25 protein-coding genes and 1 pseudogene are annotated in these 26,423 nt (G+C 44.7%); 21 read left to right on the top strand and 5 right to left on the bottom strand.

All coding sequences use genetic code 11. The annotated features are described in order from the left end of the window. Positions 1 to 108 precede the first annotated feature (108 nt). The 4 genes from ACR0QT_RS04785 (at position 109) to eno (ending at position 5,623) form a co-directional block, all read left to right on the top strand. Positions 109 to 1,026, top strand: coding sequence for a LysR family transcriptional regulator (locus ACR0QT_RS04785; RefSeq protein WP_432629735.1), 918 nt, complete (start codon positions 109 to 111; stop codon positions 1,024 to 1,026). Positions 1,027 to 1,320: 294 nt separating this feature from the next. Next, on the top strand, positions 1,321 to 2,592 hold the full coding sequence (locus tag ACR0QT_RS04780) for an SLC13 family permease (protein ID WP_432629734.1): 1,272 nt from the start codon (positions 1,321 to 1,323) through the stop codon (positions 2,590 to 2,592). 343 nt (positions 2,593 to 2,935) lie between these two features. Continuing rightward, positions 2,936 to 3,595: a DUF1847 domain-containing protein gene (locus ACR0QT_RS04775; protein ID WP_432629733.1), complete on the top strand. Its 660-nt coding sequence runs from the start codon at positions 2,936 to 2,938 to the stop codon at positions 3,593 to 3,595. Between the two features lie 732 nt (positions 3,596 to 4,327). Continuing rightward, on the top strand, positions 4,328 to 5,623 hold the full coding sequence (eno, locus tag ACR0QT_RS04770) for a phosphopyruvate hydratase (RefSeq protein WP_432629732.1): 1,296 nt from the start codon (positions 4,328 to 4,330) through the stop codon (positions 5,621 to 5,623). A 292-nt stretch (positions 5,624 to 5,915) separates the two neighbouring features. Here the strand turns inward: eno and ACR0QT_RS04765 are convergent, their stop codons facing one another. Beyond that, positions 5,916 to 6,818: a LysR family transcriptional regulator gene (locus tag ACR0QT_RS04765; protein ID WP_177976722.1), complete on the bottom strand. Its 903-nt coding sequence runs from the start codon at positions 6,816 to 6,818 to the stop codon at positions 5,916 to 5,918. A gap of 160 nt (positions 6,819 to 6,978) precedes the next feature. Between ACR0QT_RS04765 and ACR0QT_RS04760 the strand changes: the two genes are divergently transcribed. The 4 genes and pseudogenes from ACR0QT_RS04760 to ACR0QT_RS04745 all read left to right on the top strand — a co-directional run. Continuing rightward, the gene (locus tag ACR0QT_RS04760; protein WP_432629731.1) at positions 6,979 to 7,158 is read left to right on the top strand and encodes a hypothetical protein; all 180 of its coding nucleotides are present in this window, start codon (positions 6,979 to 6,981) and stop codon (positions 7,156 to 7,158) included. Beyond that, entirely contained in the window at positions 7,155 to 7,337 is a 183-nt protein-coding gene (locus ACR0QT_RS04755; protein WP_432629730.1) for a hypothetical protein, read from the top strand. Before ACR0QT_RS04760 ends, ACR0QT_RS04755 begins: the two co-directional genes overlap by 4 nt. Further along, positions 7,297 to 8,484, top strand: a complete 1,188-nt coding sequence (locus tag ACR0QT_RS04750; RefSeq protein WP_432629729.1) for an alanyl-tRNA editing protein — start codon at positions 7,297 to 7,299, stop codon at positions 8,482 to 8,484. Before ACR0QT_RS04755 ends, ACR0QT_RS04750 begins: the two co-directional genes overlap by 41 nt. Positions 8,485 to 8,508: 24 nt before the next feature. Then, a pseudogene (locus tag ACR0QT_RS04745) lies at positions 8,509 to 9,471 on the top strand (exonuclease domain-containing protein); the annotation flags it as partial. Positions 9,472 to 9,833: 362 nt separating this feature from the next. Here the strand turns inward: ACR0QT_RS04745 and ACR0QT_RS04740 are convergent. Beyond that, entirely contained in the window at positions 9,834 to 10,502 is a 669-nt protein-coding gene (locus ACR0QT_RS04740) for a GntR family transcriptional regulator (protein ID WP_432629728.1), read from the bottom strand. A 761-nt stretch (positions 10,503 to 11,263) separates the two neighbouring features. Between ACR0QT_RS04740 and ACR0QT_RS04735 the strand changes: the two genes are divergently transcribed. The 9 genes from ACR0QT_RS04735 to ACR0QT_RS04695 all read left to right on the top strand — a co-directional run bounded on the left by ACR0QT_RS04735 (position 11,264) and on the right by ACR0QT_RS04695 (position 19,004). Beyond that, positions 11,264 to 11,950 carry a cyclase family protein gene (locus ACR0QT_RS04735; protein WP_432626756.1) on the top strand — a complete coding sequence of 229 codons (687 nt, stop codon included), beginning with the start codon at positions 11,264 to 11,266 and terminating at the stop codon, positions 11,948 to 11,950. Between the two features lie 157 nt (positions 11,951 to 12,107). Continuing rightward, positions 12,108 to 13,022, top strand: coding sequence for a ketopantoate reductase family protein (locus ACR0QT_RS04730; protein WP_432629727.1), 915 nt, complete (start codon positions 12,108 to 12,110; stop codon positions 13,020 to 13,022). Positions 13,023 to 13,080: 58 nt separating this feature from the next. After that, positions 13,081 to 13,545, top strand: a complete 465-nt coding sequence (locus ACR0QT_RS04725; protein ID WP_432629726.1) for a YhcH/YjgK/YiaL family protein — start codon at positions 13,081 to 13,083, stop codon at positions 13,543 to 13,545. Positions 13,546 to 13,827: 282 nt separating this feature from the next. Continuing rightward, positions 13,828 to 14,829 carry a TRAP transporter substrate-binding protein gene (locus ACR0QT_RS04720; RefSeq protein ID WP_432629725.1) on the top strand — a complete coding sequence of 334 codons (1,002 nt, stop codon included), beginning with the start codon at positions 13,828 to 13,830 and terminating at the stop codon, positions 14,827 to 14,829. Beyond that, the gene (locus ACR0QT_RS04715) at positions 14,829 to 15,308 is read left to right on the top strand and encodes a TRAP transporter small permease (RefSeq protein WP_432629724.1); all 480 of its coding nucleotides are present in this window, start codon (positions 14,829 to 14,831) and stop codon (positions 15,306 to 15,308) included. Before ACR0QT_RS04720 ends, ACR0QT_RS04715 begins: the two co-directional genes overlap by 1 nt. A 3-nt stretch (positions 15,309 to 15,311) precedes the next feature. Then, entirely contained in the window at positions 15,312 to 16,616 is a 1,305-nt protein-coding gene (locus tag ACR0QT_RS04710) for a TRAP transporter large permease (RefSeq protein ID WP_432629723.1), read from the top strand. A 495-nt stretch (positions 16,617 to 17,111) separates the two neighbouring features. Beyond that, positions 17,112 to 17,744, top strand: coding sequence for a rhomboid family intramembrane serine protease (locus ACR0QT_RS04705; RefSeq protein ID WP_432629722.1), 633 nt, complete (start codon positions 17,112 to 17,114; stop codon positions 17,742 to 17,744). 118 nt (positions 17,745 to 17,862) lie between these two features. Continuing rightward, positions 17,863 to 18,279 (top strand): HIT family protein, encoded by a 417-nt coding sequence (locus ACR0QT_RS04700; protein WP_432629721.1) that lies wholly within the window; start codon positions 17,863 to 17,865, stop codon positions 18,277 to 18,279. A gap of 83 nt (positions 18,280 to 18,362) precedes the next feature. Next, complete coding sequence (locus tag ACR0QT_RS04695) at positions 18,363 to 19,004, top strand: RNA polymerase sigma factor (protein ID WP_432629720.1); 642 nt, start codon at positions 18,363 to 18,365, stop codon at positions 19,002 to 19,004. Positions 19,005 to 19,214: 210 nt separating this feature from the next. Here the strand turns inward: ACR0QT_RS04695 and ACR0QT_RS04690 are convergent, their stop codons facing one another. After that, a complete protein-coding gene (locus ACR0QT_RS04690; protein ID WP_432629719.1) occupies positions 19,215 to 20,291 on the bottom strand; it encodes an undecaprenyldiphospho-muramoylpentapeptide beta-N-acetylglucosaminyltransferase in 1,077 nt (358 codons plus the stop codon). Positions 20,292 to 20,658: 367 nt separating this feature from the next. Here ACR0QT_RS04690 and ACR0QT_RS04685 point away from each other — a divergent pair, with 367 nt between their 5' ends. Further along, entirely contained in the window at positions 20,659 to 22,005 is a 1,347-nt protein-coding gene (locus ACR0QT_RS04685; RefSeq protein ID WP_432629718.1) for a hypothetical protein, read from the top strand. A 20-nt stretch (positions 22,006 to 22,025) separates the two neighbouring features. Continuing rightward, positions 22,026 to 22,511, top strand: a complete 486-nt coding sequence (locus ACR0QT_RS04680; RefSeq protein WP_432629717.1) for a hypothetical protein — start codon at positions 22,026 to 22,028, stop codon at positions 22,509 to 22,511. Positions 22,512 to 22,736: 225 nt separating this feature from the next. Here ACR0QT_RS04680 and ACR0QT_RS04675 read toward each other — a convergent pair whose 3' ends face one another. Continuing rightward, complete coding sequence (locus ACR0QT_RS04675; RefSeq protein ID WP_177976706.1) at positions 22,737 to 22,985, bottom strand: TIGR03905 family TSCPD domain-containing protein; 249 nt, start codon at positions 22,983 to 22,985, stop codon at positions 22,737 to 22,739. A 652-nt stretch (positions 22,986 to 23,637) separates the two neighbouring features. Between ACR0QT_RS04675 and ACR0QT_RS04670 the strand changes: the two genes are divergently transcribed. Then, complete coding sequence (locus ACR0QT_RS04670) at positions 23,638 to 24,330, top strand: 5'-methylthioadenosine/adenosylhomocysteine nucleosidase (protein ID WP_432629716.1); 693 nt, start codon at positions 23,638 to 23,640, stop codon at positions 24,328 to 24,330. A gap of 183 nt (positions 24,331 to 24,513) precedes the next feature. After that, on the top strand, positions 24,514 to 25,587 hold the full coding sequence (locus tag ACR0QT_RS04665) for a hypothetical protein (RefSeq protein ID WP_432629715.1): 1,074 nt from the start codon (positions 24,514 to 24,516) through the stop codon (positions 25,585 to 25,587). 310 nt (positions 25,588 to 25,897) lie between these two features. On the opposite strand, the gene ACR0QT_RS04660 is transcribed toward ACR0QT_RS04665, so the two are convergent. Then, positions 25,898 to 26,164: a hypothetical protein gene (locus ACR0QT_RS04660; RefSeq protein WP_432629714.1), complete on the bottom strand. Its 267-nt coding sequence runs from the start codon at positions 26,162 to 26,164 to the stop codon at positions 25,898 to 25,900. Positions 26,165 to 26,423: the final 259 nt, after the last annotated feature.

Raw genomic sequence — 26,423 nt, 5'->3', positions numbered from 1 at the left:
GATTTATATTTTTTTCAAGAAGGTTGTTGCGGGGAAAGAAATGGGATAGCGACATATAGTAAAAATAGTAAAAAATAAAACAATAAGAGATATAAAGAGGGAGACGGGATGGATCGAAATGTAGAATATATTCTGGAAGTGGCGAGATGTGGTGGAATCACGCGGGCGGCGGAAAAACTGTTTATCACACCGTCTGCGCTGAGTAAATATGTGCTGGCACTTGAGGAACAGCTTCAGGTGAAACTGTTTCACCGTGTGGGAAAGACATTTGTGCCGACGGAGGCAGGAGAGTGTTACATAAAGAAAGGGTTGGAGATTGAGCGTCTCTATCATGAGCTGGATGCGCAGATGGCGAATATGTCCTGCATCAGTCGTGGAGTTTTGCGTCTCGGCGTGCAGGCAAACCTTTCAGAGCGGGTATTAAGATTTGTTCTTCCGAAACTTCAAAAACAGCTTCCGGGAATTCGGATCAGTATGCATGAGACGAGTGCGGATGAGGTGATTTCCATGCTCAACAAGCAGACGCTCGATGTCGGAATTGCGATTGTGGAGCAGAGGGAGGACAGCTTAAATTACCGGAAAATCGATTCCTGCGAGATGGTGATGGCAGTCGGAGTCGATCACCCGCTCCGCGAGTATGCGAAGGAAAGAGAAGGCTTCCGCTATCCGTGGATTGATCTGAAACGGTGCAGTTGTGAGCCGAATGTGATGATGATGCCGGGATCTTCTTATCGCGTGTTTGCGGACAACCTTTATGCATCGTATGGACTTACGCCGAATATCGTCTACCAGTTTGAGGCGACTCGAACGGGTTTGGTGTGCGTCGCGTACAATGGCGCAGTCATGATCACAGCGGACCACATGATTTTCAACAGCTATCAGGAAGAGCGCGTTGTTCCACTCTCAATCGGGGAGACTCCGGCTTATCGGGATCTCTGTGTGATTTCTTCAAAATGGACGCAGATGAAGGATGAGACGGAGTGTCTGTACGGGATTATGGAAAATCTTCTTTCAACACGTGAATAAAATTTGACACGCTAATAAAATTCGATATGTTAATAAAATTCGACATGTTAATCAATTTCGACATGTGAATAAATTTGAAAAACGAATGAGGAATGAGAATTGCCATGACGGTTTCGGCGAAATTTTTATCGGTGTGATCATGTCGTTTAAGTTGATATCTGTAAAGAATATGGAAATGTACTTCCAGTATTTCACGCGTTAAAATAGTCGGTAGTTCATGAATCGTTACAAGAATAACGAGAGTGTGAATGGAAACATGACAAAAGATAACAAGAGAGATACGGAGGAAAAATCATGTCACCTTTACAGATTACGCTGATCATTCTGCTCTGTACGATCATTGCGTTTGTTTCCGGAAAAATTCCGTTTTCGATTATCTCGGTCGGAATCATTCTGGCGCTGATCTTTACGGGCGTTATGACGCCGGCAGAGGCAATGAGCGGATTTATCAACACGAACGTGGTGATGTTTGTCGCAATGTTCGTGATTGGAGCGGGACTCACAAAGACGAGTCTGCTTGACCGTGCACAGAGTGTGGTTGTTCGTTATAAAGACAACCTTCCTGTGCTGATTTTCTTTTCTTCACTGGTAGCAGGTTTCCTTGGCTGTGTGACCAGCGCAACTGCAACTGCGGCAATCATGATTCCGCTTCTTGTGGGAATCTCCGCAGAGATCGGTGTGAGTCGTAGCAAACTGCTCTACCCGACGATGGCAGTTTCCAACATTGCGACGGCGATGACATTTCTCGGTCAGGGAGCGAGCAACATGACCTGGAGCGAGATCATGGTTAAGGCGGGAGCGGAGCATCCGTTCCAGATCTGGGATTTTACGATTGCGCGTATCCCGGTTCTGATCATCGCAATTTTATACATGGTATTTATCGGATACAAAATGATGCCAGACATTGACAATAGCAAATTCCATGACACGGTCAGCAGTACCGAGACCGGATGCCGTCTGACTCCGGCAAAGGAAAAAATCGCGTTTGTGATCATTGGACTTACAATCGCGGGAATGCTGTTTGAAAATGTGATTGGAATTGATATGTATCTGACCGCGTCTGTTGGAGCGGTGCTTCTGGTTCTCACCGGAGTGCTCTCTGAGCAGGAAGCGCTCTTATCGATTCACCAGCCAACGGTATTTTTGTTTGCGGGAGTTCTCGCACTTTCCGATGCGATTCGCTTAACCGGCGCGGGAGATGTGGTTGCGGACTGGATGATTCGTCTCCTTGGAAATACGACGAATCCGTACATCATCATGACGGTCTTCTATGTGATTCCGTTTTTGCTGACTCAAGTCATGTCCAATCTGGCGACGTACACAATCTTTATTCCGCTGGTCGCTTCTGCCTGTGTGAAGATCGGTCTTGACCCACGAGCAGCCGTGATGGGCGTTCTGATGGCAAGCTGTGTTTCGATCATGACTCCGATGGCAGCACCGTGTCAGATCATGATCATGGAACCGGGCGGATATAAGATCAAGGATTACTTAAAATGCGGAACACCGCTCGCAATCATCATTGCGATTGTGAGCATTATCATGCTTCCGATGATGTTCCCGTTCTAATCGGAGAGATTAAAAAGAAAAATCGGATCATCTGATCGAAAGATGAAAACGGAAATTTCCTGTCAGGAGATGTCAGGGGAGTTTCCGTTTTTTTGTATGATAGGAAATTGCTAAGGCACATTCTTTTTCAATGAGAAAACATTGTGGGATTTCGTTGAAAAATGCTAAAATAAAAAAAGAAGAGAAAAATATGTGCATGGAGAAGAAGCGCAGGGAAAAAGAAAATAGCAGGAAAAAATAACAGAAAATAAAACGAAAAACAAAAAACGAAAAACGACAAGAGAAAACGGAAGAAACGGAAGGAAAAGAAAAACAGAAAAATCAGGAAAAGGAGAAAACAAAAATGGGAGAGTCGGAAAAGATTGGAAGATTCAGCTGTGTAGATTGCGGAAAAAATGGTTGTCGGAAGCAGAATGGCGATTACCCGGAATTCTGTGAGATTCCTGCACTGACGGAGGATGAGATAGAAAAACTCAGAGCACTCTATCAGGATGAGGAAAACCGGAGAGTGGCGATTGCATCCGCAGAAGTGGAAGGGGAATTTTACGGAACTTACACGAGGGTGGAGGAGACGATCGAATTTGCCCGCCGAATCGGCGCAAAGAAACTCGGAATCGCGACCTGTGTCGGCTTGCTCGAGGAGAGCCGGGTGCTCGCAAAGATTCTGCGCTTAAATGGGTTTGAGGTGTACAGCGTTGCCTGCAAGACCGGAGCGATGCTCAAGACGGACATTGGTCTCGATCCGAAGTACACCTGCAAGAGTGGAAATGTCATGTGCAATCCGATTCTTCAGGCAAAACTGATGAACAAAGAGAAAGTTGATCTCAACATTGTGATGGGACTTTGCTGTGGTCATGACAGCCTGTTTTACAAGTATGCAGAAGGATTGACGACGACGCTTGTTGTGAAAGATCGTGTCCTCGGAAACAACCCGGTTCAGGTGCTCTACCAGACGAGATCCTATTATCGTCGTCTGCTTGCAAAGCCGGTTGGGGAGAAATAAAACGGAATAGCGGATAAGCAAGTTTTGGAAAAAGAAAATAAAAAAAGAAAAACAAAATAAAAATGAATGAAGAAAGAACAATAAGAAAATAAGAAAAACGAATAAGAATAAATGAATAGGAAACAGCGGGGAACATGAGAAAGATTCTCAACCCCGCTTCTTGTCTTTCAAACGAGTGCGTGATAAAATTAACGACAGTTAGCATAGCCTTACTCATGCGTGAATATGCGCGGAAAGCGTCTCACAGATACTTAAACGATAGTTCAAGTCGATGCTCGCGGAGACTTGGCGCGTGATTTTGGTCAGCTCTGCTGACATCTTCTTATCAAAATCACTGCGCATCCTCGCGGAGCGTATAACTCAGAAGGGGATTGTCTCCCCTCTTGAGAAAGTTTGTGATACCCCCACCTATAGAGAAGGGGGGACATCCACTCTGAGTTATAAAAAACGTGGATGTGAGACATGTATAGGGCTTTGAAAACTGCATAAAATCATATGCAAGGGCAACAGAAATTTCTCCGCAAGAGGAGCATGGTATGCTGATGGCAGAAGATGTGTTTCAAGAGCGAATGCGATTGAAGTGATGAGGATGATTCCGGGAAATGAATGTCAAATTTTCGGGTGAATTATAGATCACAGATTGTAAAAATAAATTGCAGAAAATATCGCAGAAAATATCTTAGAAACATATCGGAAGGAAATTGGCGATCCGCCGTGAGAAAGGACGAGAACATGAACTATTTGGAAATTGAGAAGGTAATCGGAAGAGAAATCATTGACTCCAGAGGAAATCCAACCGTTGAGGCAGAAGTTTATCTGGTAGACGGAACGATGGGAAGAGGAACCGCTCCGAGCGGTGCATCAACCGGTGAGTTTGAGGCACTGGAGCTTCGCGATGGTGACAAGAGCCGTTTCGGTGGAAAGGGCGTTTCCAAAGCAGTCGAGAACATCAATACGGTAATCAACGAGGCACTTCAGGGTGTCAGCGCATTTGATACTTATGCAGTAGATAAGGCAATGCTGGATGCAGACGGAACGAAGGATAAGTCCAATCTGGGTGCAAATGCAATTCTGGCAGTTTCCATCGCAGCAGCACGTGCAGCAGCAAATGCTCTGGATATCCCGCTGTATCGTTTCCTTGGCGGTGCAAATGGAAACCGTCTCCCGTTACCGATGATGAACATCTTAAACGGTGGCGCACATGCAGCAAATACCGTTGACGTTCAGGAGTTCATGATCATGCCGGCTGGTGCTCCGACATTCAAAGAGGGTCTTCGCTGGTGTACCGAGGTCTTCCATGCACTTGCAGGTCTGTTAAAGAAGCGCGGTCTGGCTACCTCCGTCGGAGATGAGGGTGGTTTTGCTCCGGATCTTGGAAGCGACGAGGAGGCTATTCAGGTAATTCTTGAGGCTGTCAAGGCAGCAGGTTACGAGCCGGGCAAGGATTTTGTTTTGGCAATGGATGCAGCTTCGAGTGAGTGGAAGGGAAGCAAGAAGGGCGAGTACATTCTGCCGAAATGCGGAAAGAAGTTCACCTCTGAGGAGCTTGTAGCACACTGGAAAGGTCTTGTTGAGAAGTATCCGATCTACTCCATCGAGGATGGTCTGGATGAGGAAGACTGGGAAGGCTGGCAGATGATGACCAAGGAGCTGGGCGACAAGGTTCAGCTGGTTGGCGATGATCTGTTTGTAACCAACACCGAGCGTCTTGCAAAGGGAATCAGCCTTGGCTGTGGAAATTCCATCCTGATCAAGTTAAACCAGATCGGAACCGTTTCTGAGACTCTTGAGGCAATCAAGATGGCACACAAGGCAGGATACACCGCAATCGCTTCTCATCGTTCCGGTGAGACCGAGGATACCACGATTGCAGATCTTGCAGTTGCACTGAACACCTGCCAGATCAAGACTGGTGCACCGAGCAGAAGTGAGCGTGTTGCAAAGTACAATCAGCTTCTTCGCATCGAGGAAGAGCTTGGCACAGCAGCACAGTTCCCGGGCGTTGGCGCATTCAACATCAAGAGATAAGAATCGCAGAATCATAAAAGAAATTATCATAAGATCGATATATGATTGTAAGATGATCCTGTAAAAGTGCGAAAAAAGGCGTTGCAAGATGGAAGGGAGAGATTCCTTACCTGTCCTGCAACGCCTTTTTGTTTTTGCTGATTTTCCTGGTTTTCACTATTTTCCCCATATCCCTGCGTGGATCGAGTCGACGCAAACATTCATCGACTTGGTGCGTGATGCTGGTCAGCGTTGCTGACATCTTTTCATTAAAATCACTGTGCATCTTCTCAGCGGTATATGGACTGATAGACTACATGGGAATATAGCGTTTCAGTGCCTCAATATAGAGCATGCCGAAACGCCCCGGTTGCATTTTTTTGTGGGTGATGTAGCCGATTTCCATATAGTCGTCGACGTCGAGTGGAACTGCCACGATATTTTTTCCGTTGAGTTCCTCGCTGATCACGCCACTGCAAATCGTGTATCCGTTCACGCCGATTAAAAGATTAAAGAGGGTTGCGCGGTCGCGGACAACGATATCCTTTTTAGATTCTCGCGTGCTCAAAATTTCCTCGGAAAAGTAAAACGAATTGTGTTCGCCCTGCTCGTAGGAGAGGCGCGGATAGGGTGCGAGATCTTCCAAGGTAATCCGTTCTTTTTTTGCAAGCGGACTGAAACTGCTGACAAAAACATGGGGATGGGCGACAAAGAGCGGGTGGAATTTTAAATCGTGTTCTTTGAGTGTCTTTTGCAAAATCGTCTCGTTAAATTTATTCAGATAGAGGATTCCGACCTCACTGCGCAGGCGGGCGACATCCTCAATAATCTCATAGGTCTGGGTCTCGCGGATTCTAAAATCATATTCTTCTCCGCCGTACTGATGAAGAAGCTCTACAAATGCCTCAACGGCGAACGAATAGTGCTGGGTAGAGACGCAGAACTGGTGCTTGAGTGGTGCAGTTCCGAGATAGCGCTCCTCGATCAGGTTGGTCTGTTCGATGACCTGACGCGCGTATCCAAGAAATTCTTCTCCCTCGGCGGAGACGAGAATGCCCTTATTGGTGCGCTGAAAAATCGTGATGCCGAGTTCGTTTTCGAGTTCGTGAATTGCGGACGTCAGGCTCGGCTGGGTGATGAAAAGCTGTTTCGCTGCCTCACTGATCGTGCCGGCAGTTGCAGCGGTGACGGCATATTTTAACTGAAGAAGTGTCATGGAAAATCTCCCTGTATCTAATTTTTTTATATTTTGCATTTTATATTCGTATGGTATGGCGGAATAAATCTATGGAATGTCCATAATAAAAAATCTGATAAAACCTAGTATAATGCAAAATCGAAAAATGAGAAAGTTGAAAAACAGGAAAGTCAGAAAAATGGGAAAGTCGGAAAACCTCAAAATAGAAGGTATGGGAAAACCAGAAAGTACGCCAGAAGATACGCCAAAAGATACACCAAAAGATATACCGGAAGACAAGTTAGAATATAAGCCCAAATATAAGCCCGAACATAAGTCCGAACATGAGCCTCAAGATATCAGGAAAATGATTCCTTGAATATCGGAGCATTTTTGGCTATACTGGAGAAGATCGATAAACAGGAAGAAACTGTAAGCGAAAGCACAAGAAAGCGAAAGCACAAGAAAGCAAAAGTAAAAGAAAGCGAAAGCAAAGAAAGTAAGAGGTGTGACGGACATGGCAGAGACAGCAGAAACGACAGAGAAGTTATTTTATGAGGACAGCCATATGAGCGCATTTACCGCCCATGTGGTTTCTTGTGAGTGGGATGAGAAAAAGGAAAGCTATGCGGTAGTTTTGGACCGCACGGCATTCTTCCCGGAAGGTGGCGGACAGTATGCCGATTCCGGAAAAATAAATGGCATAGAAGTAATCGATGTAAAAGAGAAAAACGATGTGGTTTTCCATTACATGAAACAGTCGATTGAGCCGGGCACAGAGGTCAAAGGTGAGATTGATTTTGAGGAGCGTTTTTCCAAGATGCAACAGCACACGGGCGAGCACATTGTCTCCGGTTTGGTTCATCGCCATTTCGGTTATGACAACGTCGGATTTCATCTCGGAAAAGAACTCGTGACGATGGATTTCAATGGCATGCTCGATGCAGAGGATCTTCGCAAGGTGGAGCTTGAGGCAAACCAGGCAGTTGCAGAGAATATTGAGATTGTCGTGACGTATCCGACAAAAGAAGAGCTCGCCGAGATGGATTACCGAAGCAAGAAGGAGATTGCGGGTCAGGTACGAATCGTGACGGTTCCGGGATACGATGTGTGTGCGTGCTGTGCGCCCCATGTGGCAAAGACTGGTGAGATCGGTCTGATTAAACTTGTGGATGCCGTAAAGTATAAGGGTGGCATGAGAGTCACGATGGTGTGCGGATTCCGCGCACTTCAGGATTATCAGAAAAAGGAGGACAGTGTTCGCGAGATCTCCAGACTGCTCTCCGCAAAGCCGGATGAGGTTGCAGATGCCGTGCGTCGTCTTCAGGCAGAATCCTTAAGCTGGAAAGACAAGGTGATGCGGATGCAGAACCGTTACATGGAGCAGAAACTTGCCGAGATCCCGGAGGGAGCAGAGAACTGCATCCTGTTTGAGGAGGAGATGGACAAGAATGCCGGAAGAAAGTTTGTCGATTCCGGTATGCGCAAATGCAGTGGAATCTGTGCGCTTTTCCTTGGAAACGAGGAGAAGGGATACCAGTATACACTGGGAAGCCAGAGCATCAACCTCAAAGAGTTTATGAAAGAATTTCACAGTGTATTTCCGGGAAAAGGTGGTGGAAAACCGGAGATGGTACAGGGAACGGTTCAGCCGGGCGATCAGCTTTCTGAGGAAGCGATTCGGTTATATCTGTGCAAAAAGTAAAATCTGTGATAGAATCTTGATATTATGAGAGAATATATTGTTTTTGATCTGGAATGGAACCAGAGCTCGCGCGGAAAGGAAGAGGTGGCAGACCAGCTTCCTTTTGAGATTTTCGAGATCGGCGCAGTAAAGTTAAATGATAAGTTTGAGATGACGGATCAGTTCTGCCGACTGATCCGCCCGCAGGTTTACACGAAGATGCACTGGATGATCCAGGAAGTGACCCATGTGGAGATGGAAGAACTTCAGGAAAACGGAATGGATTTTGTGGATGCTTCGAGAGAGTTTTTTGAGTGGTGTGGACCAAATGCGGTGTTCTGCACCTGGGGACCGATGGATTTGACGGAACTCCAGAGAAACATGGATTTTTACCAGATGGAAAATCCGTTTCCAAAACCGCTTTTGTTCTTCGATGTTCAGAAATTGTACGGGCTTGCGTCCGGCGATGGAAAACGGATTTCGCTTGATACGGCGGTCGAGGAGTCAAAGATTGCAAAAGAGAGACCGTTTCATCGAGCAATGGATGATGCCTGGTACACGGCGCAGGTGATGAAAACCCTTGACTGGGAGAGATGGAGTGCGTTCTGTTCTGTGGATTATCACCGACTTCCGGAAGATCGGAGCGAAGAGATCCGCATGACATTTCCGGGATATTTTAAGTACGTCTCCCGCGTATTTTCCTCGAAGGAAGATGCGATGAAAGACAAGACGGTGACATCGATGAATTGCTATGCCTGTGGTCGCGCTCTGCGCAAAAAGATTCGCTGGTTTACCGCAAACCAGAAGACCTACTTTGCGCTTGCGCTCTGTCCGGAACATGGATATCTGAAAGGAAAGATCCGCATGAAAAAGGCGGACAAGAAATCCGAGGAAGAGCAGGTCTTTGTGATTAAGACGCTGAAACTGACGGATGAGGCGGGAGCAGAGCTGATCGCTCAACGCCGGGACGAGATGCGAAAAAAGCGGGCAAAACGCAATCGCGCGAAGAAAAAGAAGGAGAAAGAATTTGAGCAGGGAATCTATCGGGTATCGGAGAATGCAACTTCGGTTGCCTGTGCGATTTCAACAGCTTACAAGAATTCTGGGAAGACAAATACAAACTCTGCGGAAGCGGGGGCAAATTATGGAACCCGCAGTGGAAACCATAATGGGAAGAAGCGCAGAGCTTCGTCAAAAAAAAGGAAATTCGGATGAGAATCCGGATTTCCTTTTTTGTTTCGCTTATTTCTCTTACTTTATTGTTTTTCTTATTTCTGTTGTTTTAGGTATTCCTGTTTTTCTTATTCCCGTTCTGGTTGTCTGTTATAGGTGTTTCGTGATGTCTTATCAGCTCCGCCATTCTACTGTTCCTACTGTTTATTTTTTTGCTCAATCGTACTTTTGTGGACTTCGAGAGGCATCATCAGATGGTGAATCATGATTCCATAGGCTTTCTGACCATCTCCGGATTTCAGCGCATCAAAATAGGCGAGATGCTCGTCAACGGTTCCCTTCACACGTCCCTCTGTGGAGAGGGCATCCTGAGAAGTCAACTGGATCAGATAGAGCAGGCGCTGGAAAATCTGGTTAAATTCATCGTTGTGCAGATAATTGACCAGAAGAAGATGGAACTGGTGGTCGTAGTAGATAAACTGTTCCAGATTGTTGTCGCTGAGTGCATCATCCATATCTTTGAGTGTGCGCTCAAGGTCAGATAAGAGATGTTTGCCCGCAGGAGTGTCGATCTGGGACGCAATGACGGTGGTGCAGAAGCCCTCGATGGCACAGCGAACCTCAATGCTGGCTTTCATGTCTTTTTCATTCAACTGGCGGATCATAAAGCCCTTGCTTGGGATGATGGAAATATAGCCATCCTGACTCAGGCATTGAAGCGCTTCTCTCATTGGGGTTCTGGAAATGCCGATCTCGGCAGAAAGTTTTGTTTCAGAGTATAATTGACCGGGCTCTAATTCTCCGTTCAGAATACTGTTTTTGATGCAATCATAAGCCTGCATTTGCAGGAAACTCTTTGTTTTCATAATGAACAGTCAATCCTTATATATTTTATTCGTCATTTTTCATATTTCTATAAAAATTATACTTCTATAAAAATTTTAATACAAGTCTGATTAATTCTGATTAGGTTTGATTAATACTGATTAATTCCGATGTGATTTTATATCTGTTTTTTGACGTTATAATGCTATCTTAAAACAGATGATACAAGTATGTCAAGGGAATTCCCGATTCGGTGTTAAATTTTCGTGAAGAAAAAATAGAGGCGGGTGTAACAGTTAAAAAAAGACGCTTAAAGGCAGGAACGGAATCCCCAATAGGAGCGATGAGGAGTGAGAAATAAAAACAAAAATAAGAAAAAGAAACTCCAATTCCAATTGTGATGTTTCAGCGAAGAGTCCGGACCTGCAAATTTCTAAAACAGAGGGTGATTTGTGCGAGCGTGTAGAAGGGAAAATCCCGGATTTTCTTTAAAAACCCCATGTATATGGAAAAAAACAGACCATTTTTCATGTCAATTGTCAAATGTGCACAAAGACATTGTGAAAGATTTGTCTAAAATGCAGGTTGATACCATCTTGACAGTATACCGATATACCGGTATACTGGTATACGGAACGAACGAGATGAGAAAAAACTTTCATCAAGAGTTCTGAACAAGTTACAAAGAAAATACAAGAAAAGATATCTTGTAACATGGTGTAAAGAACTTGTAAAGACAGAAAAAACACGTTATAAATAATATGTAAACCTAAATCATTTAAAGTTTAAGGAGGATACGAAAATGTGTGTTTACGAAATGGGCAAACTGAGACTGATTGACTTATCCAAGATTCTGGATCCGGCTACTGAGAGCAGAAGATGCCATCTGTTCCGTTTCAACACGGGTGGTGCTATCCCGGATTTCCACACCAACATGGATCTGATGAGCCATCTGGGAACCCACTGCGAGTGCCCGTATCATCACGATGACAACTGGCCGTCCGTAGCAGATCTTCCGCTGACCACCTTCCTTGGCCGTGCAGTTTATGTAGACTTCAAGGAGACCGTTGCAAAGCGTGGTCACATCACCGCTGCAGATCTGGATCGTGAGGCTAAGAAGGTAAAGGAAGGCGATATCGTGATCATCGATTCTTCCTACAAGCTGTATCCGTTCACCCCGGATACCAACACCGACAAGGATCAGAGACTTCTGGTTGGTGAGGAGAGTGCAAACTGGTTCAAGGAGCACAAGGTAAAGGCAGTTGGTTTCGGTGATGGTGTTTCCATCGAGAACTGCAACGAGGATGTAAAGCCGTTCCACGACATTCTGATGGCAGAGAACATCGTATTCCTTGAGGTTCTGAGAAACCTTGAGCAGTTGAAGTCTGATGTGTTCTTCATGAGCTATTCTCCGCTTCCGATCAAGGGACTGGATTCCAGCCCGGTTCGCGCTTACGCAATCGAGGGACTGGCAGAGTTCTCTGAATAATTAAGTCGGAATCGAAAGAGTAGAAATCATTAAAGTCAGATCAGATCGGATCGAAAGTTAAAATCAAACCCAAACTTACAACAAAAAAAACAGATCTGCCACAAACCGGAGTCAAATCCGGGATGTGGCGGGTCCCATTCAGACAGGAGACGACGATATGCGAATTGCCGTAATCGGTGCGGGGGCAATGGGCTCTATTTATGGTGGCCATCTTTCCCAGCATAATGAGGTTGTACTTGTTGACACGAATGAGGCGGTAGTAAAGAAGATTACCGACGAAGGACTGAGCATTGATGAAAATGATACCACAAATGTGTATCATCCATCAGCAGTTACAAATACCAAGGAGGAGAAGCCGGCAGATCTGGTAATCCTTTTTGTAAAGGCACTGTTTTCGAGAGCTGCTCTTGAAGGCAACCGTGCTTTGATTGGACCGAATACTCGTCTGATGACACTTCAGAACGGTGCAGGTCATGAGGATCTTCTGAAAGAGTTTGTAGCAGAAGATCACATCATCATCGGAACAACTGAGGATAACGGAGCTGTTCTCGGCGTTGGTCATGTGCGTCACGGCGGAGCCGGTGTGACGAATGTCGGAATGCTGACAGAAGATCAGGAAGGTTTCCTTCCGAAATTAAAAGAGGCATTTGATGCCTGCGGATTCCAGGTAAAGATCCACGACAACATCCAGCAGTTGATCTGGGACAAGCTCTTTACCAATGTTTCCCTGAGTGCACTGACCGGAGTTTTACAGGTAGATATGGGATACATTGCAGGAAATGAGTACGCATGGAATCTTTGCTGTCAGTTGATCCATGAGACGGCTATGACTGCAAAGGCAGCAGGCTTGACTTTTGACGAGGACAAGATGCGTGAGAAGGTTCGCGTTACCTCTGTCAACAATCCGAACGGATGCACCTCCATTCGCGCTGATCTTCGCGACGGAAGAAAGACCGAAGTGGATACAATCAGCGGCGCAGTTGTGCGTGCAGCAGAGAAGTACGGAGTGGAAGTTCCGGGTCATTCCTTCATCGTTCGCATGGTTCATGCGATGGAAGGCAGAAACAAATAAGAAACAAAAATAGACATCAAACACAAAGACAGAAAGATAGGACGAAGAGGTAGAGGATATGATTTTTTCATCAATTAAAAATGGAGATACGTTTGAGAGCTATCCAAAGGCGATTCAGACAGCATTAGATTACTTAAAGAGCCATGATTTTGCGAGCATGGAGCCGGGTGTTTATGAGATTCAGGGTCGTGACATCTACGCACAGGTTTTTGATGCCGTGACCGTTGAGGCAGACAGCAAGCACGCAGAGTCTCACGAGAAGTATCTGGATGTTCAGTATCTGGTTTCCGGAAAAGAGCGCTTGGGATTCACCAAGAACACCGGAAATTATAAGGTGAAAGAGCATATCAAAGAGCGTGATCTGATTTTCTACGAGTCCGTTGAGGATGAGGGATATATCGAGTCTCGCCCGGGCTGTTTCTGCGTATTCTTCCCGTCTGATATTCATCGCCCAGAGGTGATTTCCGGAGAGTCCATGAAACTGCGCAAAGTTGTTGTAAAAGTAAGCGTGTCACTTCTCTAATCATGTATGTTTAGAAAATCTGCCACTGGTGTATGCATAATTATCATCTAATATTTTGCATGCGCGGTGGCGGATCTTCTGAAAAGCATAAGGATGTACTTTCGGAGTCTCTCTTGCACCTGCCTTTGCGACCGATTTTCCGCCAGTCATGCACAAATTTTATCAACGTACACGCCGTGTACGCCTCAAAAATTTGCACACAACTGACAAAAAATCTTTTCGCAAAAACAGGCACAAAGAGATTCCGAGAGCACATAAGGAAAAACTGGAGGGTTTGTGGAGATGTTTAAGAAAGTATGGATGGCTGTTGGGCTTGCATGCATGATGGGAATGCTGACTGCATGCAGTGGAAGTTCTGAGCAGAAGACCACCGAAATCCGTGTGGCATTCAACCAGAACGAGAATCATCCCCAGTATCGTGCCATGAAAGAATTTGGTGAGAAATTTGAGGAAGCGACAAACGGTCGTTACCACATGACGATTTATCCGAACGGAGTTCTCGGTGAGCAGGGTGCGATGGCAGAGTTCATCCGAACCGGTGCTCTTCAGATGGCAATCGTTCCGTGTAGTGTTCCGGAGGGTTATGATGCAGATTTCGCAATCGTAGGTGCTCCGTACATGTACAACAACATTGATCATCTTGAGAAGGCAACTCTCGACGGTGTGTTTGATGATCTGTTTGCATCAACCGACAAATACAAATTCCGCGTTCTGACCGTTTACACGGCTGGTGAGCGAAATGTGTATGCGAAGAAACCGATCAATTCTGCTGACGACTTAAAGGGTATGATTATCCGTGTAAACGACAGCCCGACCTACGTTGAGATGGCAAAGCTGATGGGCGGAAACGGAAGCGTTATGGCGCAGTCCGAGGTATATACCGCACTTCAGCAGGGCGTTATCGATGCAGGTGAGAACAGTGAGCTGGTTTACCGTGACTTCAAGCATTACGAGGTTGCTCCTTACTATGCATACACCCGTCATATCGTACATCCGGACGTTGTTCTTGCAAGTACCGCATTCTTGGATTCCATGAGCGAGGAAGATCGCGCGATCTTCGATCAGCTGATCAAGGAGTCCACGGAGGAAGAGTTCTCCACCTTCAAGGCAGACATCGAGGTCGCAAAGAAGGATGCTGAGGAGGCAGGCGCTCAGTTCTGCTATCCGGATACCAACGAACTTCGCGAGAGATGTATGCCTCTGCTGAACCGCATTGCAAATCAGTCTGAGGTCACCAAGAAGATCTATGACGCAGTCGTTGCACTGAGAGAGGAGGCAGAATAATGAAGGCATTGAAAAAAGGACTGGATCGTTTCCTTGCAGGAGTTTGCATCATCGATTTCATCGTGATGGTTCTGCTGACTGTTTATCAGGTCGTTGTGCGTTATGTATTTAAAAGCCCGAGCAGTGTCAGCGAGGTTCTGACCCGTTACTGCTTCGTATGGCTGATCCTGCTTTCTGCAACCTATGTGTTTGGACAGCGTGATCACATCTGTATCAGTTTCCTGAAGGACAAGCTCGAGGGAAGCGCAAGAAGAACGATGGACATCGTGATTGAGCTTGTTGTAATTCTTTTCTCTGTTCTGGTTCTCGTGTACGGTGGTATCGTGATCACAACGATGAACATGCTTCAGTATGATTCCATCCTGAAGATCCCGACCGGAACGATTTACAGCATCATCCCGATCAGTGGTGTGCTGATTATCTTTTACAGTCTGTACAACATTGTAGAGTCTTTAAATCAGAAAGAGGGAGGAAACTAAGCTATGTCTATTGCAGTTCAGGTTGCTCTTGTAATGGTAGTACTGCTGGTTGTTATGTTGGCAGCAGGTGTACCGATCGGAGTAGGAATTGGTCTTTCTTCCGCAATCTCTATGATTTGCATGTTACCGGCTAATGTAGCATTTGCTACTTCTGCCCAGAGAATTTTTGCGGGATCAAACTCCTTCTCTCTGATCGCAATTCCGTTCTTCATTCTTGCCGGAAACATCATGAATAACGGTGGTATTGCACTTCGTCTTGTAAACTGTGCAAAGGTAATCGGCGGTCGTATGCCGGGTTCTCTTGCTCAGTCAAATGTTATCGCAAACATGCTCTTCGGCGCAATCAGTGGTTCCGGCGCAGCAGCTGCTGCCGCAATCGGAAGCACGATGGGCCCGCTTGAGGAGAAAGAGGGATATGACAAGAACTATTCCGCAGCAGTCAACGTAGCGTCTGCTCCGGTTGGTATGTTGATTCCTCCGAGTAACACGATGATCGTTTACTCCACAGTAGCAGGAAGCGTTTCGATTTCCGCTCTGTTCATGGCTGGATATGTTCCGGGTCTGATCTGGGGACTTGGAGTCATCATTCTGGCAACCATTACCGCAAAGAAACTTGGCTATCGTGGCGAGGATAAGATCTCTGTCAGCATTGTTCTCAAGACTCTGTGGCAGGCAATCCCGAGCCTTCTGATGATCGTCATTGTAATCGGCGGTATCCTGTGTGGTGTGTTCACCGCAACCGAGGGTTCAGCAGTTGCAGTTGTGTATGCAACCGTTTTGTCCCTGATCTACGGTTCGATCAAACTGAAAGATATCCCCCGCATTGTTCTGGATTCTGCAAAGATCACCGGAACTATCACTTTCATGATCGGACTTTCCTCCATCATGTCCTGGGCAATGGCATTTACCGGAATCCCGGATATGGTCGCTCAGGCAGTTCTGAGTGTGACAAGCAACAAGTTCCTGATCTTCCTGCTGATCAACATTATCCTGCTGTTCGTAGGAACTTTCATGGACCCGACCCCGGCAATCCTGATCTTCACCCCGATCTTCCTGCCGATCTGCACCAGCCTTGGTATGAATGCAGTTCAGTTTGGTATTGTACTTTGCTACAACCTCTCCGTAGGAACGATTACCCCGCCGGTAGGAACGATTCTGTTTACCGGATGTAAGGTTGGCGGTGTTACGATTGAGAGCGTAATCAGCCATCTGTTACCGTACTTTGTGATGATCATCATTGGACTGCTTCTGGTAACCTATGTACCGTTCCTGTCTCTCGGACTTCCGTCCCTGTTAGGACTGATCTAAGAAAAGTCAATTCATTGATCAGATTCATGATTCATCGAACAGGAAATAGGAATTCGGATAAGAAAACAAAAAGATGAATGAAGTAAGATAAACGAAGTAAGAAAAACGCTGATGTGTGTATTATGAATTAGATACGCATGTCGGCGTTTTTTTGTATGATAGGAAATTGCGTCTTATCAGACAAAAAATGCTCCGCAAGGATGTAAAGTGCCAGTGGCGCTTGTTATGCACCGACCGCAGTGGAACGAAGAAGCGCACTCGGCGAAGGAGAGGAAGATGCGAATCCTCCAGATATGCGGGGCGAATTATGTGGGCAGAAAAACTCAAAAAGTGAGACAAAATAGCGAAAATAGCGGAATTGACTTGAATATAGTTTGAAAAGTACGAATAAAAATGCAAATTACAAGAAAAGGACTTAACAAAGAAAATTATTCATGTTAAAATATCTTCAGAATATTGAATTCAGAATTTTAGAATATCGAAGGGAGCAAACCAATGAGGGAATATGAGCACGCTCCTAGACGGGCATGGATGACAAGTGCATTGATTGCCGTCAATATTCTCTGTTTTCTGTATCTGGAAATTGCAGGTTCAAGCGAAGATGTGCGTTTTATGCTGGAACATGGTGCGATGTACACGCCACTTATCTTGGAGAATCAGGAATATTACCGCCTGATCACAGCGATGTTTATGCATTTTGGAATTGAGCATCTTGTGAATAATATGCTGGTTTTATTTGTTCTCGGGGATCATTTGGAGCGTACACTTGGAACGATTCGATATTTGATTTTCTATCTGCTCTGTGGAATCGGATCGAATTTTGCATCCATGGTGATTCACATGCATGATGCACAGCAGTATGTCGGAGCCGGTGCATCGGGGGCAATTTTCGGTGTGATCGGTGGTCTTCTGTATGTGGTTGCGAGAAATCGCGGACATTTAGAGGACTTGAGTTCCAGACAGCTTGTCGTGACGATCCTGTTTTCCTTGTATTTTGGATACACCAGCACGGGGGTCGACAATGTCGCCCACGTTTCCGGTCTCATCATCGGAATTTTGCTGGGATTTCTTTTTTATCGGAAACGGAGAAGTGGGAAAGAAATCATTGATACAAGGGATGAGAATTAAAGAAGTACAGAAGAAGTAAAAAAGAACTGAGAAAAAAGCTAAGAAAGAACGCTGGGGATTGAAACCGTAACAAGTAAAAAATAAACAATAGGATATAGGATAAAGGAGAAAAATGATTATGAAGGATGAGAATTGTATTTTTTGTAAGATTGCAAATGGTGAGATTCCGTCGGCAACGGTTTATGAGGATGATGATTTCCGTGTGATTCTCGACCTGGGACCGGCGTCAAAGGGTCACTCCCTGATTCTTCCGAAGAATCACTATAAGGATCTGTGCGAGGCAGATCCGGCCGTTACGACGAAGATTCTTCCGCTCGCCGGAAAGATCGGAAGCGCAATGAAGGCGGGACTGGGTGCAAGCGGATTCAATGTGGTTCAGAACAATGGAACGAGCGCTGGTCAGACGGTATTTCATCTTCATGTGCATGTAATTCCTCGCTATGAGGGCGGACCGGAGATGGTTACATGGAATCCGGGTGAGGCAGATCAGAAGGAGTTAGCGGAAACGGCAGAGATTTTGAAGAAAGCATTTTAGGAAATGCTTGAATCACTTCGATTTTATAAATCGGGGTGAGTGTTAAAGATTCCGCCACACAAAAGAAAACGGGAGGGATTATAATGGCTTCAGATGAACGTTTCCTGTCCATTTATCAGAAGAATCTGAAACTGCTCAAATGGATTGCTAAGAAAAACAGAATTCCGAAAGATGAAATTGAGGATATTGTGCAGGAGACCTTTTTTGCATATTATGGTCACTACCCGCTCACATGGGATGATAGAAAAGTCCGTTATTATCTGGCAAAAATTCTTACGAACAAGTGCAAGGATTATTACAGAAGTCGGAACAGGCGTCCGGTTGAGTATATGGACCCGACTGAATTGAGAAATATCAGCTTTGGGAATAAAGTGGGGCGAGATCCGTTGAGCGTTGTGATGGAACTTCAGGCATGCAAGGCTACGGCGGTTGGTCTGAAAACGATGAAGAAAGAGTGGTCATCGATCATTATCATGTATACGTTGCAGGGAATAAGTATACGGGAAATCAGTGAGATGATGAATATTTCAGAGGCAGCATGCAGAATGAGATTGATGCGTGGGCGAGAACTTCTGTATCAGATGGTTGAAAGAGATCGTCCATTGACGGTAAAATCAAAGAGTCCGAAGCTGGCGAGGAAGAAATCAAAAGATTCTTCCTATACGAATACAAAGTATGCGAGCCAGCCTCGGTACATTCCCGTTTCTCAGTTGTCTGACTCGTGAGACGGGAGGGAAAAGAAATCGTTAAGCGCGAGTGATACATTCCGCAAGGATGCGAAGTGATTTTGATAGGAAGATGTCAGCAAAGCTGACCAGAATCACTCGCCAAGTCGATGATTGCGTCGACTTAAATAAAATACAGGTAGAAATATAGGTAGTAAATTGCGATCATGAAACGCAGAAAAAAGTAACTGCCGGCTTCTGGTTTTATGATTACTGGGTGCTCTTTTCGGCGTAGGATTCAATCAGTCCCACGATGGTGGTGACTGCGTCGGAATGAGCACTTTTGCTCATCGCGTCGATGAATTTCTGGCGGTCTCTGTAAGTGCGGTCAATCGCATCAAACAGGGTGTCGTCCGTCACAGTCTCCTCCTCGAGAACGGTGGAGAATCCCTGTTTCTCAAAGGAGCGGGCATTCAGGATCTGGTCGCCACGGCTTGCGGCAGCGGAGAGCGGAATCAGGACATTTGGTTTTCTGAGTGCCAGAATCTCGCAGATGGAGTTTGCGCCGGCACGGGAAACCATGAGGTCTGCGCATGCGAACAGGTGACGCAGAGGAGCATCCACATATTCATACTGAACATATCCGGTCTGACCGATCAGAGACTCGTCGAGATGTCCCTTTCCACAGATATGTATGATCTGGAAATGCGGGAGCAGACGCGGAAGCAGGCTTCTGACAGCGTTGTTGACAGCGACAGCACCGAGGCTTCCTCCGATGACGAGGATGACAGGCTTGTCGGCGGAGAGACCTGCATACTGAAGACCGGTCAGGCGATCGCCCTCGAGAAGCTCTCTGCGGATCGGGGAACCGGTCAGAACAGCTTTTTCTTTCGGGAGATACTGAAGCGTCTCCGGGAAGTTACAGCATACTTTTGCAGCGGACGGGATGCAGATTTTGTTGGCAAGTCCCGGAGTCATATCAGACTCATGAATGATGGTCGGGATCTTAAAATGCTTTGCGGCGAGAACAACTGGAACTGCCACGAAACCGCCTTTTGAGAAGACAACATCCGGTTTGTATTTTTTCATCAGACTGCGGGCTTCCATGTAACCTTTGATGACACGGAAGGGATCTGAGAAATTCTTCAGATCGAAATAACGGCGGAGCTTTCCGGAAGAGATTCCATCGTAAGGAATTCCTGCTCCCTCGACGAGCTTGCGCTCGATGCCGTTGTAGGTACCAATATAATGAATTTCATATCCGCGCTCTTTCAGAGACGGAAGAAGGGCTAAGTTGGGGGTGACATGCCCGGCAGTTCCACCACCGGTCAGAATAATTTTTTTCATAAAATTGCCTCCAGATGATTTTTGAGGATTGTGTTTACAGAGATTAATAGATTGTGGGTGTTGCATGATCAGAAATTGTGAATTGCGAATTTCTGATCCTTTGTTTATTAATCTTATTAATCTGCTGATCCTTATAGTATTATACTAATCACAGGGCTTAAAAAGTCAACCCTGAATCCATTTATCTGAGGAGATCGTTGGAAAAAGTTTATTATTACTTTGTTATTATTTTGAGTGGTTGGCGTACTAATAGTTAGATGGTCATTCGACATTGATGACTGTTTTGCGGATATTAGTTCGTCAATCACTTTGTATCACGTTGTATTTTTGAATTTAAATATTTTTGTGAGACATAAGGAGTGAAAAAGTGAGCAGAAACGGGCACCGTCAGACAAGAGTAGACTTAAATTCTTTAAAGAATCTCGAAGAGTGGAGTGAGCGAAAACTTTGGCAGGAGATCAAAGAAGGAGAAAAAGCCTGTGGATTAACTTCTGAAGAAGAGGTTAAGGAGTCTGATATGTCTGTGGCATCAGAAGAATCATTTCTCCATGATCAGAAGCCATTTGAAACGAAAGAGAAAACTGACGTTGAAATGGGTGAAAAACTAAGAAAAGCGGACATGGATGCAGATGAGAATGACGATGATCATGCAGACAGTTTTCAAGATTTGATGAAACGAATTCAAGCAGCAAAAATTCAGCCGATTTCAGAAGAAGAATTTGAGCGAAGAAGCGAAGCAGTAAGAACAATGACGGAAGATTCATCGAAGATTCTAAGATATGGTCTTGCAAAGAATTTAAGTTCCTTGAATGGACAACCATTCTGTCCAAAGAAGATGTGCATTTTCACAAAAAGGCGCAGAGGTCCGAAAATCCAATCCAAAGCAATAGAAATAAAGTCGAGAGATTCATTTTTGGAACGTGATGAGGTATTGGATTTAGCGGAAGAAATGATGCGAATTCAAGATTGGACAGAAGAGTTCCAGAAAATATCTACACAGACAAGAACAGCAGACAATCCGGTCAGCATCAAAACGCCTCCGGCAGTCACAGCCGGATCGCAAAAACACGAAGCGAGTCCGGCTGTTGTTATATCAGAGGAGGTGAAACAAGAAACGCCATCATTCCGAAAATCCCAATCCATTTTCCGCAAAAAGCGCATGAAAGTTCTGCTCGTCGCCGTGGCAGCAGGCATCGCAGTCTTTGGTGGAACAATGGTGGCATCTGGAAAGCGAGAATACAATTATGGGATTTATCCGATCGTGGGAAAGCAGAATCTTGTAATGAAGAACAATGCTGTTTTGGACACCGCTGATGATTTGGAAACGGCTTATCAGAGGATTGAGGATGAGTTAGGGATTCCGGTGTTAGAACTGGGGCATATTCCTAAAGAGATGAAATTTAAGAGTTTAGCTATAGAAAGAAATATTGCTATTCTTAAATTTCAATATCAGGGAAAAAATATATATTTAAGAGAAGAAAAAAAATTATTCTCAAAAGAAACTTTTCAATCAAAAGTATCAGATAGAGTTCCATTTTCTCAAGTATACAATAAATTACTTAATAAAAATATTGTGATAGAAAAGAATGTATTACAAGATAATTTAGTTGAGTATAGTGTGCAAATTGAGGAAAATGATGCGGAATATTATTTGTCTGGAATGATAAATGAAGAAGAGTTTTTGACAATATTAGAGGGATTGATGTTTAGATAAGTTAGAGAGGTTATTATAGTATGAAAAAGAGATTAAAATTATATGGAATTTTTATCTGTATTCTTATGACTTTAATGATGCAATTCCAGGCGTTTGCTTTTGATGAGTATGCAAAAAAACAAGGAATTGAAACTATAGAAGTTTTAAATAGTACACGAGGGAGATTGATTTCATCTGTGGATGTTCAGATTACTGATGAAGGAAAGGGAACCGTTGGAGCATACGCAGAATTGCTTTGTCATGAGGCAATGGATGAGTTATTAATATGGGTTTATCTGGAGCGTCAGGTGTCAACTGGAAGTTGGACAACTGTAACATATAAACAATTTGATTGGGTTGCTGAGGATTATCCGAATCAAGATTTAGATATGGCAATTGTATCTTATGATATTCCGAATATGAAACGTGGCGAGAAATATCGCTTGAGATGTGTTTTTGGAGCTTTTAGTGATGACTTAGGTAGTGAGACTTGGAGAGCAGCAACTGGCGCGCTGTATCTTGAATAATATTTAGCTACAATTGCTAATTTGTAGTGAGAGACAGTTTATTTGAATAGTTATAACAAAAAAGAGTAAAACAAAAAATCCCCGTCGGATGAGACTGATGAGCAGAAGTTGGATAATCATATGAATTCTATCTGTCTTCTGGATGAGTCATTTTCCGGCGGGGATTTTTTGGTGTATAGGTGTGTAGCGTGTATGCTTTTGCAAGCAAGTTTGTCCTAGGGAATTTTACTGCTGAGCTGCCTTATACTGCTTTAATGCCTGAGCAAGCTGATCTGGGCAGGATGTAGGACGCGGACCGCAATGGATGCCCTCGATACGGCTGATTGCCTCGTCAATGTCCATACCTTCGATAAGACGAGCAACACCCTGAGTATTTCCGGAGCAACCGCCTACATACTGTACATTAACTACTTTATTGTCTTTTACATCGAAATGAATCTCTCTGGAACAAACTCCTCTAGTCTTGTAAACCATAATCTATTTTCCTCCGTATGTTGATATGAATTTCTTCAAATATTTTTCTATTACTTTTCAAAGATACTTGGATTGTTTTTCTTGAAAATTACGCATATTTGAAAGATAATGATAATTTTTCGCAGTGAACTGCTTAAATTTCATTATGTCATTCTCGAAAAAGATTGTCAAGGGAAGAATTCGTAGATATAATGGGATGCGCAGTGTTTCTGATTGAAGGATATGAAGAGAATAGATCAGAATTGCGCAAGGGATTCTTATGGAAGTGAGTTTGAGCAAAATGCTCTGAGTTCTATGAGTTGGAATCGTTTATATTTGTGCAAGAATATTTGTGGTTTATGTCAGAATGCGTTTTGTGGTTGAGAAGGTTTTGTTGGTGCGACAGAGGCTGAAAAATTCAATGCGAACCCGTGTGAAACGTCGGTGCTTAGACCGTGTATTTTACGGTCTTATGCACCGCTACGTTGAACCCGGAGTGAGAACGTGTTCGCATGAACTTTATTCAGCCGGCGGAGCACCCTATAACTCTATAACGAAATGCAATCAAAAGCAAAAAAGAAAGTTTAACCAAGAAGAAAATTTAGCAAAAAAGAAACTTTAGTAAAGAAAAATCTTTAGTAAAGCAAAAAGAAAAGGGAGAAAAGAAAACACTATGTTAGGAATTATCGGTGCAATGGCAGAGGAAGTAGAGCAGTTAAAGCAGGATATGGCATATCCGGAAGTGACCAAGATTGCCGGAATGGAATTTTACAAGGGAAGAATCGGCGGAAAGATGACGGTTGTCGTGAGATCCGGAATCGGCAAGGTAAATGCAGGTGTCTGCGTTCAGATTCTTGTAGATCGTTTCGGCGTTGATGGAATTGTAAATACAGGAATTGCAGGTTCCCTGCATGCAGAAATCAACATCGGAGACATGGTATTATCCACAGATGCCATCCAGCACGATGTCGATGCAACAACATTTGGATACCCGCTGGGAAAGATCCCGCAGATGGATGTACAGGCATTTCCGGCAGATGAGAAGCTCCGTGCACTCGCAAAGGAATGTTGCCATAAAGTCAATCCGGAACTCGGTGTATTTGAGGGACGCGTTCTGACCGGTGACCAGTTCATTTCCAGCAAGGAGAAGAAGAAATGGCTGATTGAGACTTTTGACGGATACTGCACAGAGATGGAAGGCGCTGCGATTGCACAGGCATCGTACTTAAACCATGTTCCGTTCCTGATTGTGCGCGCAATTTCCGATAAGGCAGATGACAGCGCATCTATGGATTATTCTGAGTTTGAGAGACTGGCAGTGCTTCACAGTGTTCGCCTGACCCGCGCTTTAATTCAGGCATGCTAATGCAATAATCAAACATCTTTTATGCATCTTCAAATGTATTTTCAGACCCGTTCAAAGGCTTGAAAATCGTTTTTTAGCGAACTTTGACGAACGATTCTAGGCTCCCTGAACTTTCCAAAATGGACAGGAAACAGTATAATGATCCTGTTCGAACAATTCAGGAAAGAAAGGGGAGCTGTTTTTATGATGCAGTTATTGGAAACAGGAAAGGCATTGTATGTCTTAGCGGGACTCTGTTTGATGGGAATTCTGACCAGAGGACTGACCCGACGCCTCTACAAAGGATTACTGAAAGAAAGCACCAACCTTACGGTGACGAAAAATCGGACACTGAAAGAACTGAAGACAAGAGCGGAGAATGCCTATCGGGTCAATCAGGGCATGCGGGATACCGGCGCGTGGCTCGAACATCAGCTGAATGAGATGAAGATCATGGGATTCACGCTGAATGGTTGGAGCGGGCTGGCAATGCAGTGGACCTGGCTTTGCCTGCTTGCAGGAGGAACCGGCGCATTTCTCGCATACTGGTATCGTCTGGATACTTCCTGCATGGTGCTCTATGGAGCAGGCGGAATTCTGATGGCAATGCTGACACTGGTATTTGACGGGGTGACAGCCGGAGTTCGAAGAGAACAGCTGATGATGGCACTTCAGGATTATCTGGAAAATGTGATGTATCCAAGAATGGCGCGAAATCAACCGTTGGATGGCGAGAACTCTGCATCTGGAATTCGCCCGGTTCCGGCTTCAAAAGGAATGCGCAGTCTGGGTCGTCTGTCCCTGCGTTCAGAGAGAAACAGTGAGAATGTGGAGTCGGAAAACGAGGAGACCGAGAGGGAGAATGGCAGAGAGTATAGCGGATTTTCCGGAACGGTGATGCAGGGCGGTGCCAGAAACAATGGAAGCAATGGAACTAATCGAGCCGTGTTTGGAAATGGAAAACGGCAGAGACGCGCAAATCAGGGTGTGCCCGCTGAAAATAGCGATGCAATGACTTCGAGCGCTCAGAGCGCGACCTCATCGATTGCAGGAATTCGGAATGCTTCCGGTCAGGCAGATTTACATACCCGTCAGGGAAGTCAGGGAAAACCCGGAGACAGTAATGGCGTTTCCGATACCGAGTATCTGAAACGCAGTCTGGAGCAGATGGCAGCGAGCCGGGAAAAGCATCGGGAAGGGACAGAAAACTGGCTGAAAGATTTAAGCCCTGAGGAGGTAGAGCTGATCGGAGATATTTTAAAGCAGTATTTAATTTAAAAGGATGTCAGCTAAGTGATGACTATTTAAGGCATTCACGCGGTAATTGCGGTAATTATTATGACTATGATTGTTGTGATTGGAATGCTAGATGCTAGATAATAGATGATAAATTCTTGATTAATTGATATGAAACATGAATATTGATGTGAAATAAAAACAGGCATATCAGAGAACGTTACAAAGTTTCTCTGGTATGCCTATTTTATGTTCTTCACAGTTAGGTTTATTGTTACTTTTATTGTTAGGTTTATTGTTGCTTTTGTTGCTACTTTTATGATTGCCTTTATAATTGTTTTTATTATTACTTTTATTCTTCAATGACATGAATTTCCAAGGAATCAAAGTCGATGGATTCAATAAAGCTGTCCTGCGTGAAACGTGTTTTTGCATGCAACTTGAAATCGTTGATGTTGGAGTCCAGCCAGATCGGGCAACTTAAATCGAATTGACGACAGATGTCCTCTACTGCCTGAAAGACCATGGTGGTGCGAGACTGGTTGTAATCCCCGTTGGCGATGACCGTATCTTTTAGCATATGATTGTCTTTCCAGATTTTTCCCCACATACGAAACATAAAAAAACTCTCCCTTCTGGTTGTGGTTCGTGTTCAGGCAACATTATAGCGGAACTGAGAGGGATTGACAAGAGCGATCTTATTTCGGTTTGTGCAACGAATGAAGAGGAACGAGAGCGTTGTGCCCCTTGTGGGATATGTCATTTCGTAGTAAACTAGAGAGAAGAGAGAATGATCGGAAAAATAAATAAATGTTACCATTTACAGGAAAAAATTTTCTAAATGGAATATGAAATTTTCTGAATGGAAAATTCCTATG

The organism is Brotaphodocola sp., from assembly GCF_050873365.1.
GTDB lineage: Bacteria > Bacillota > Clostridia > Lachnospirales > Lachnospiraceae > Brotaphodocola.
This window is presented reverse-complemented; position numbering and strand designations above follow the sequence as displayed.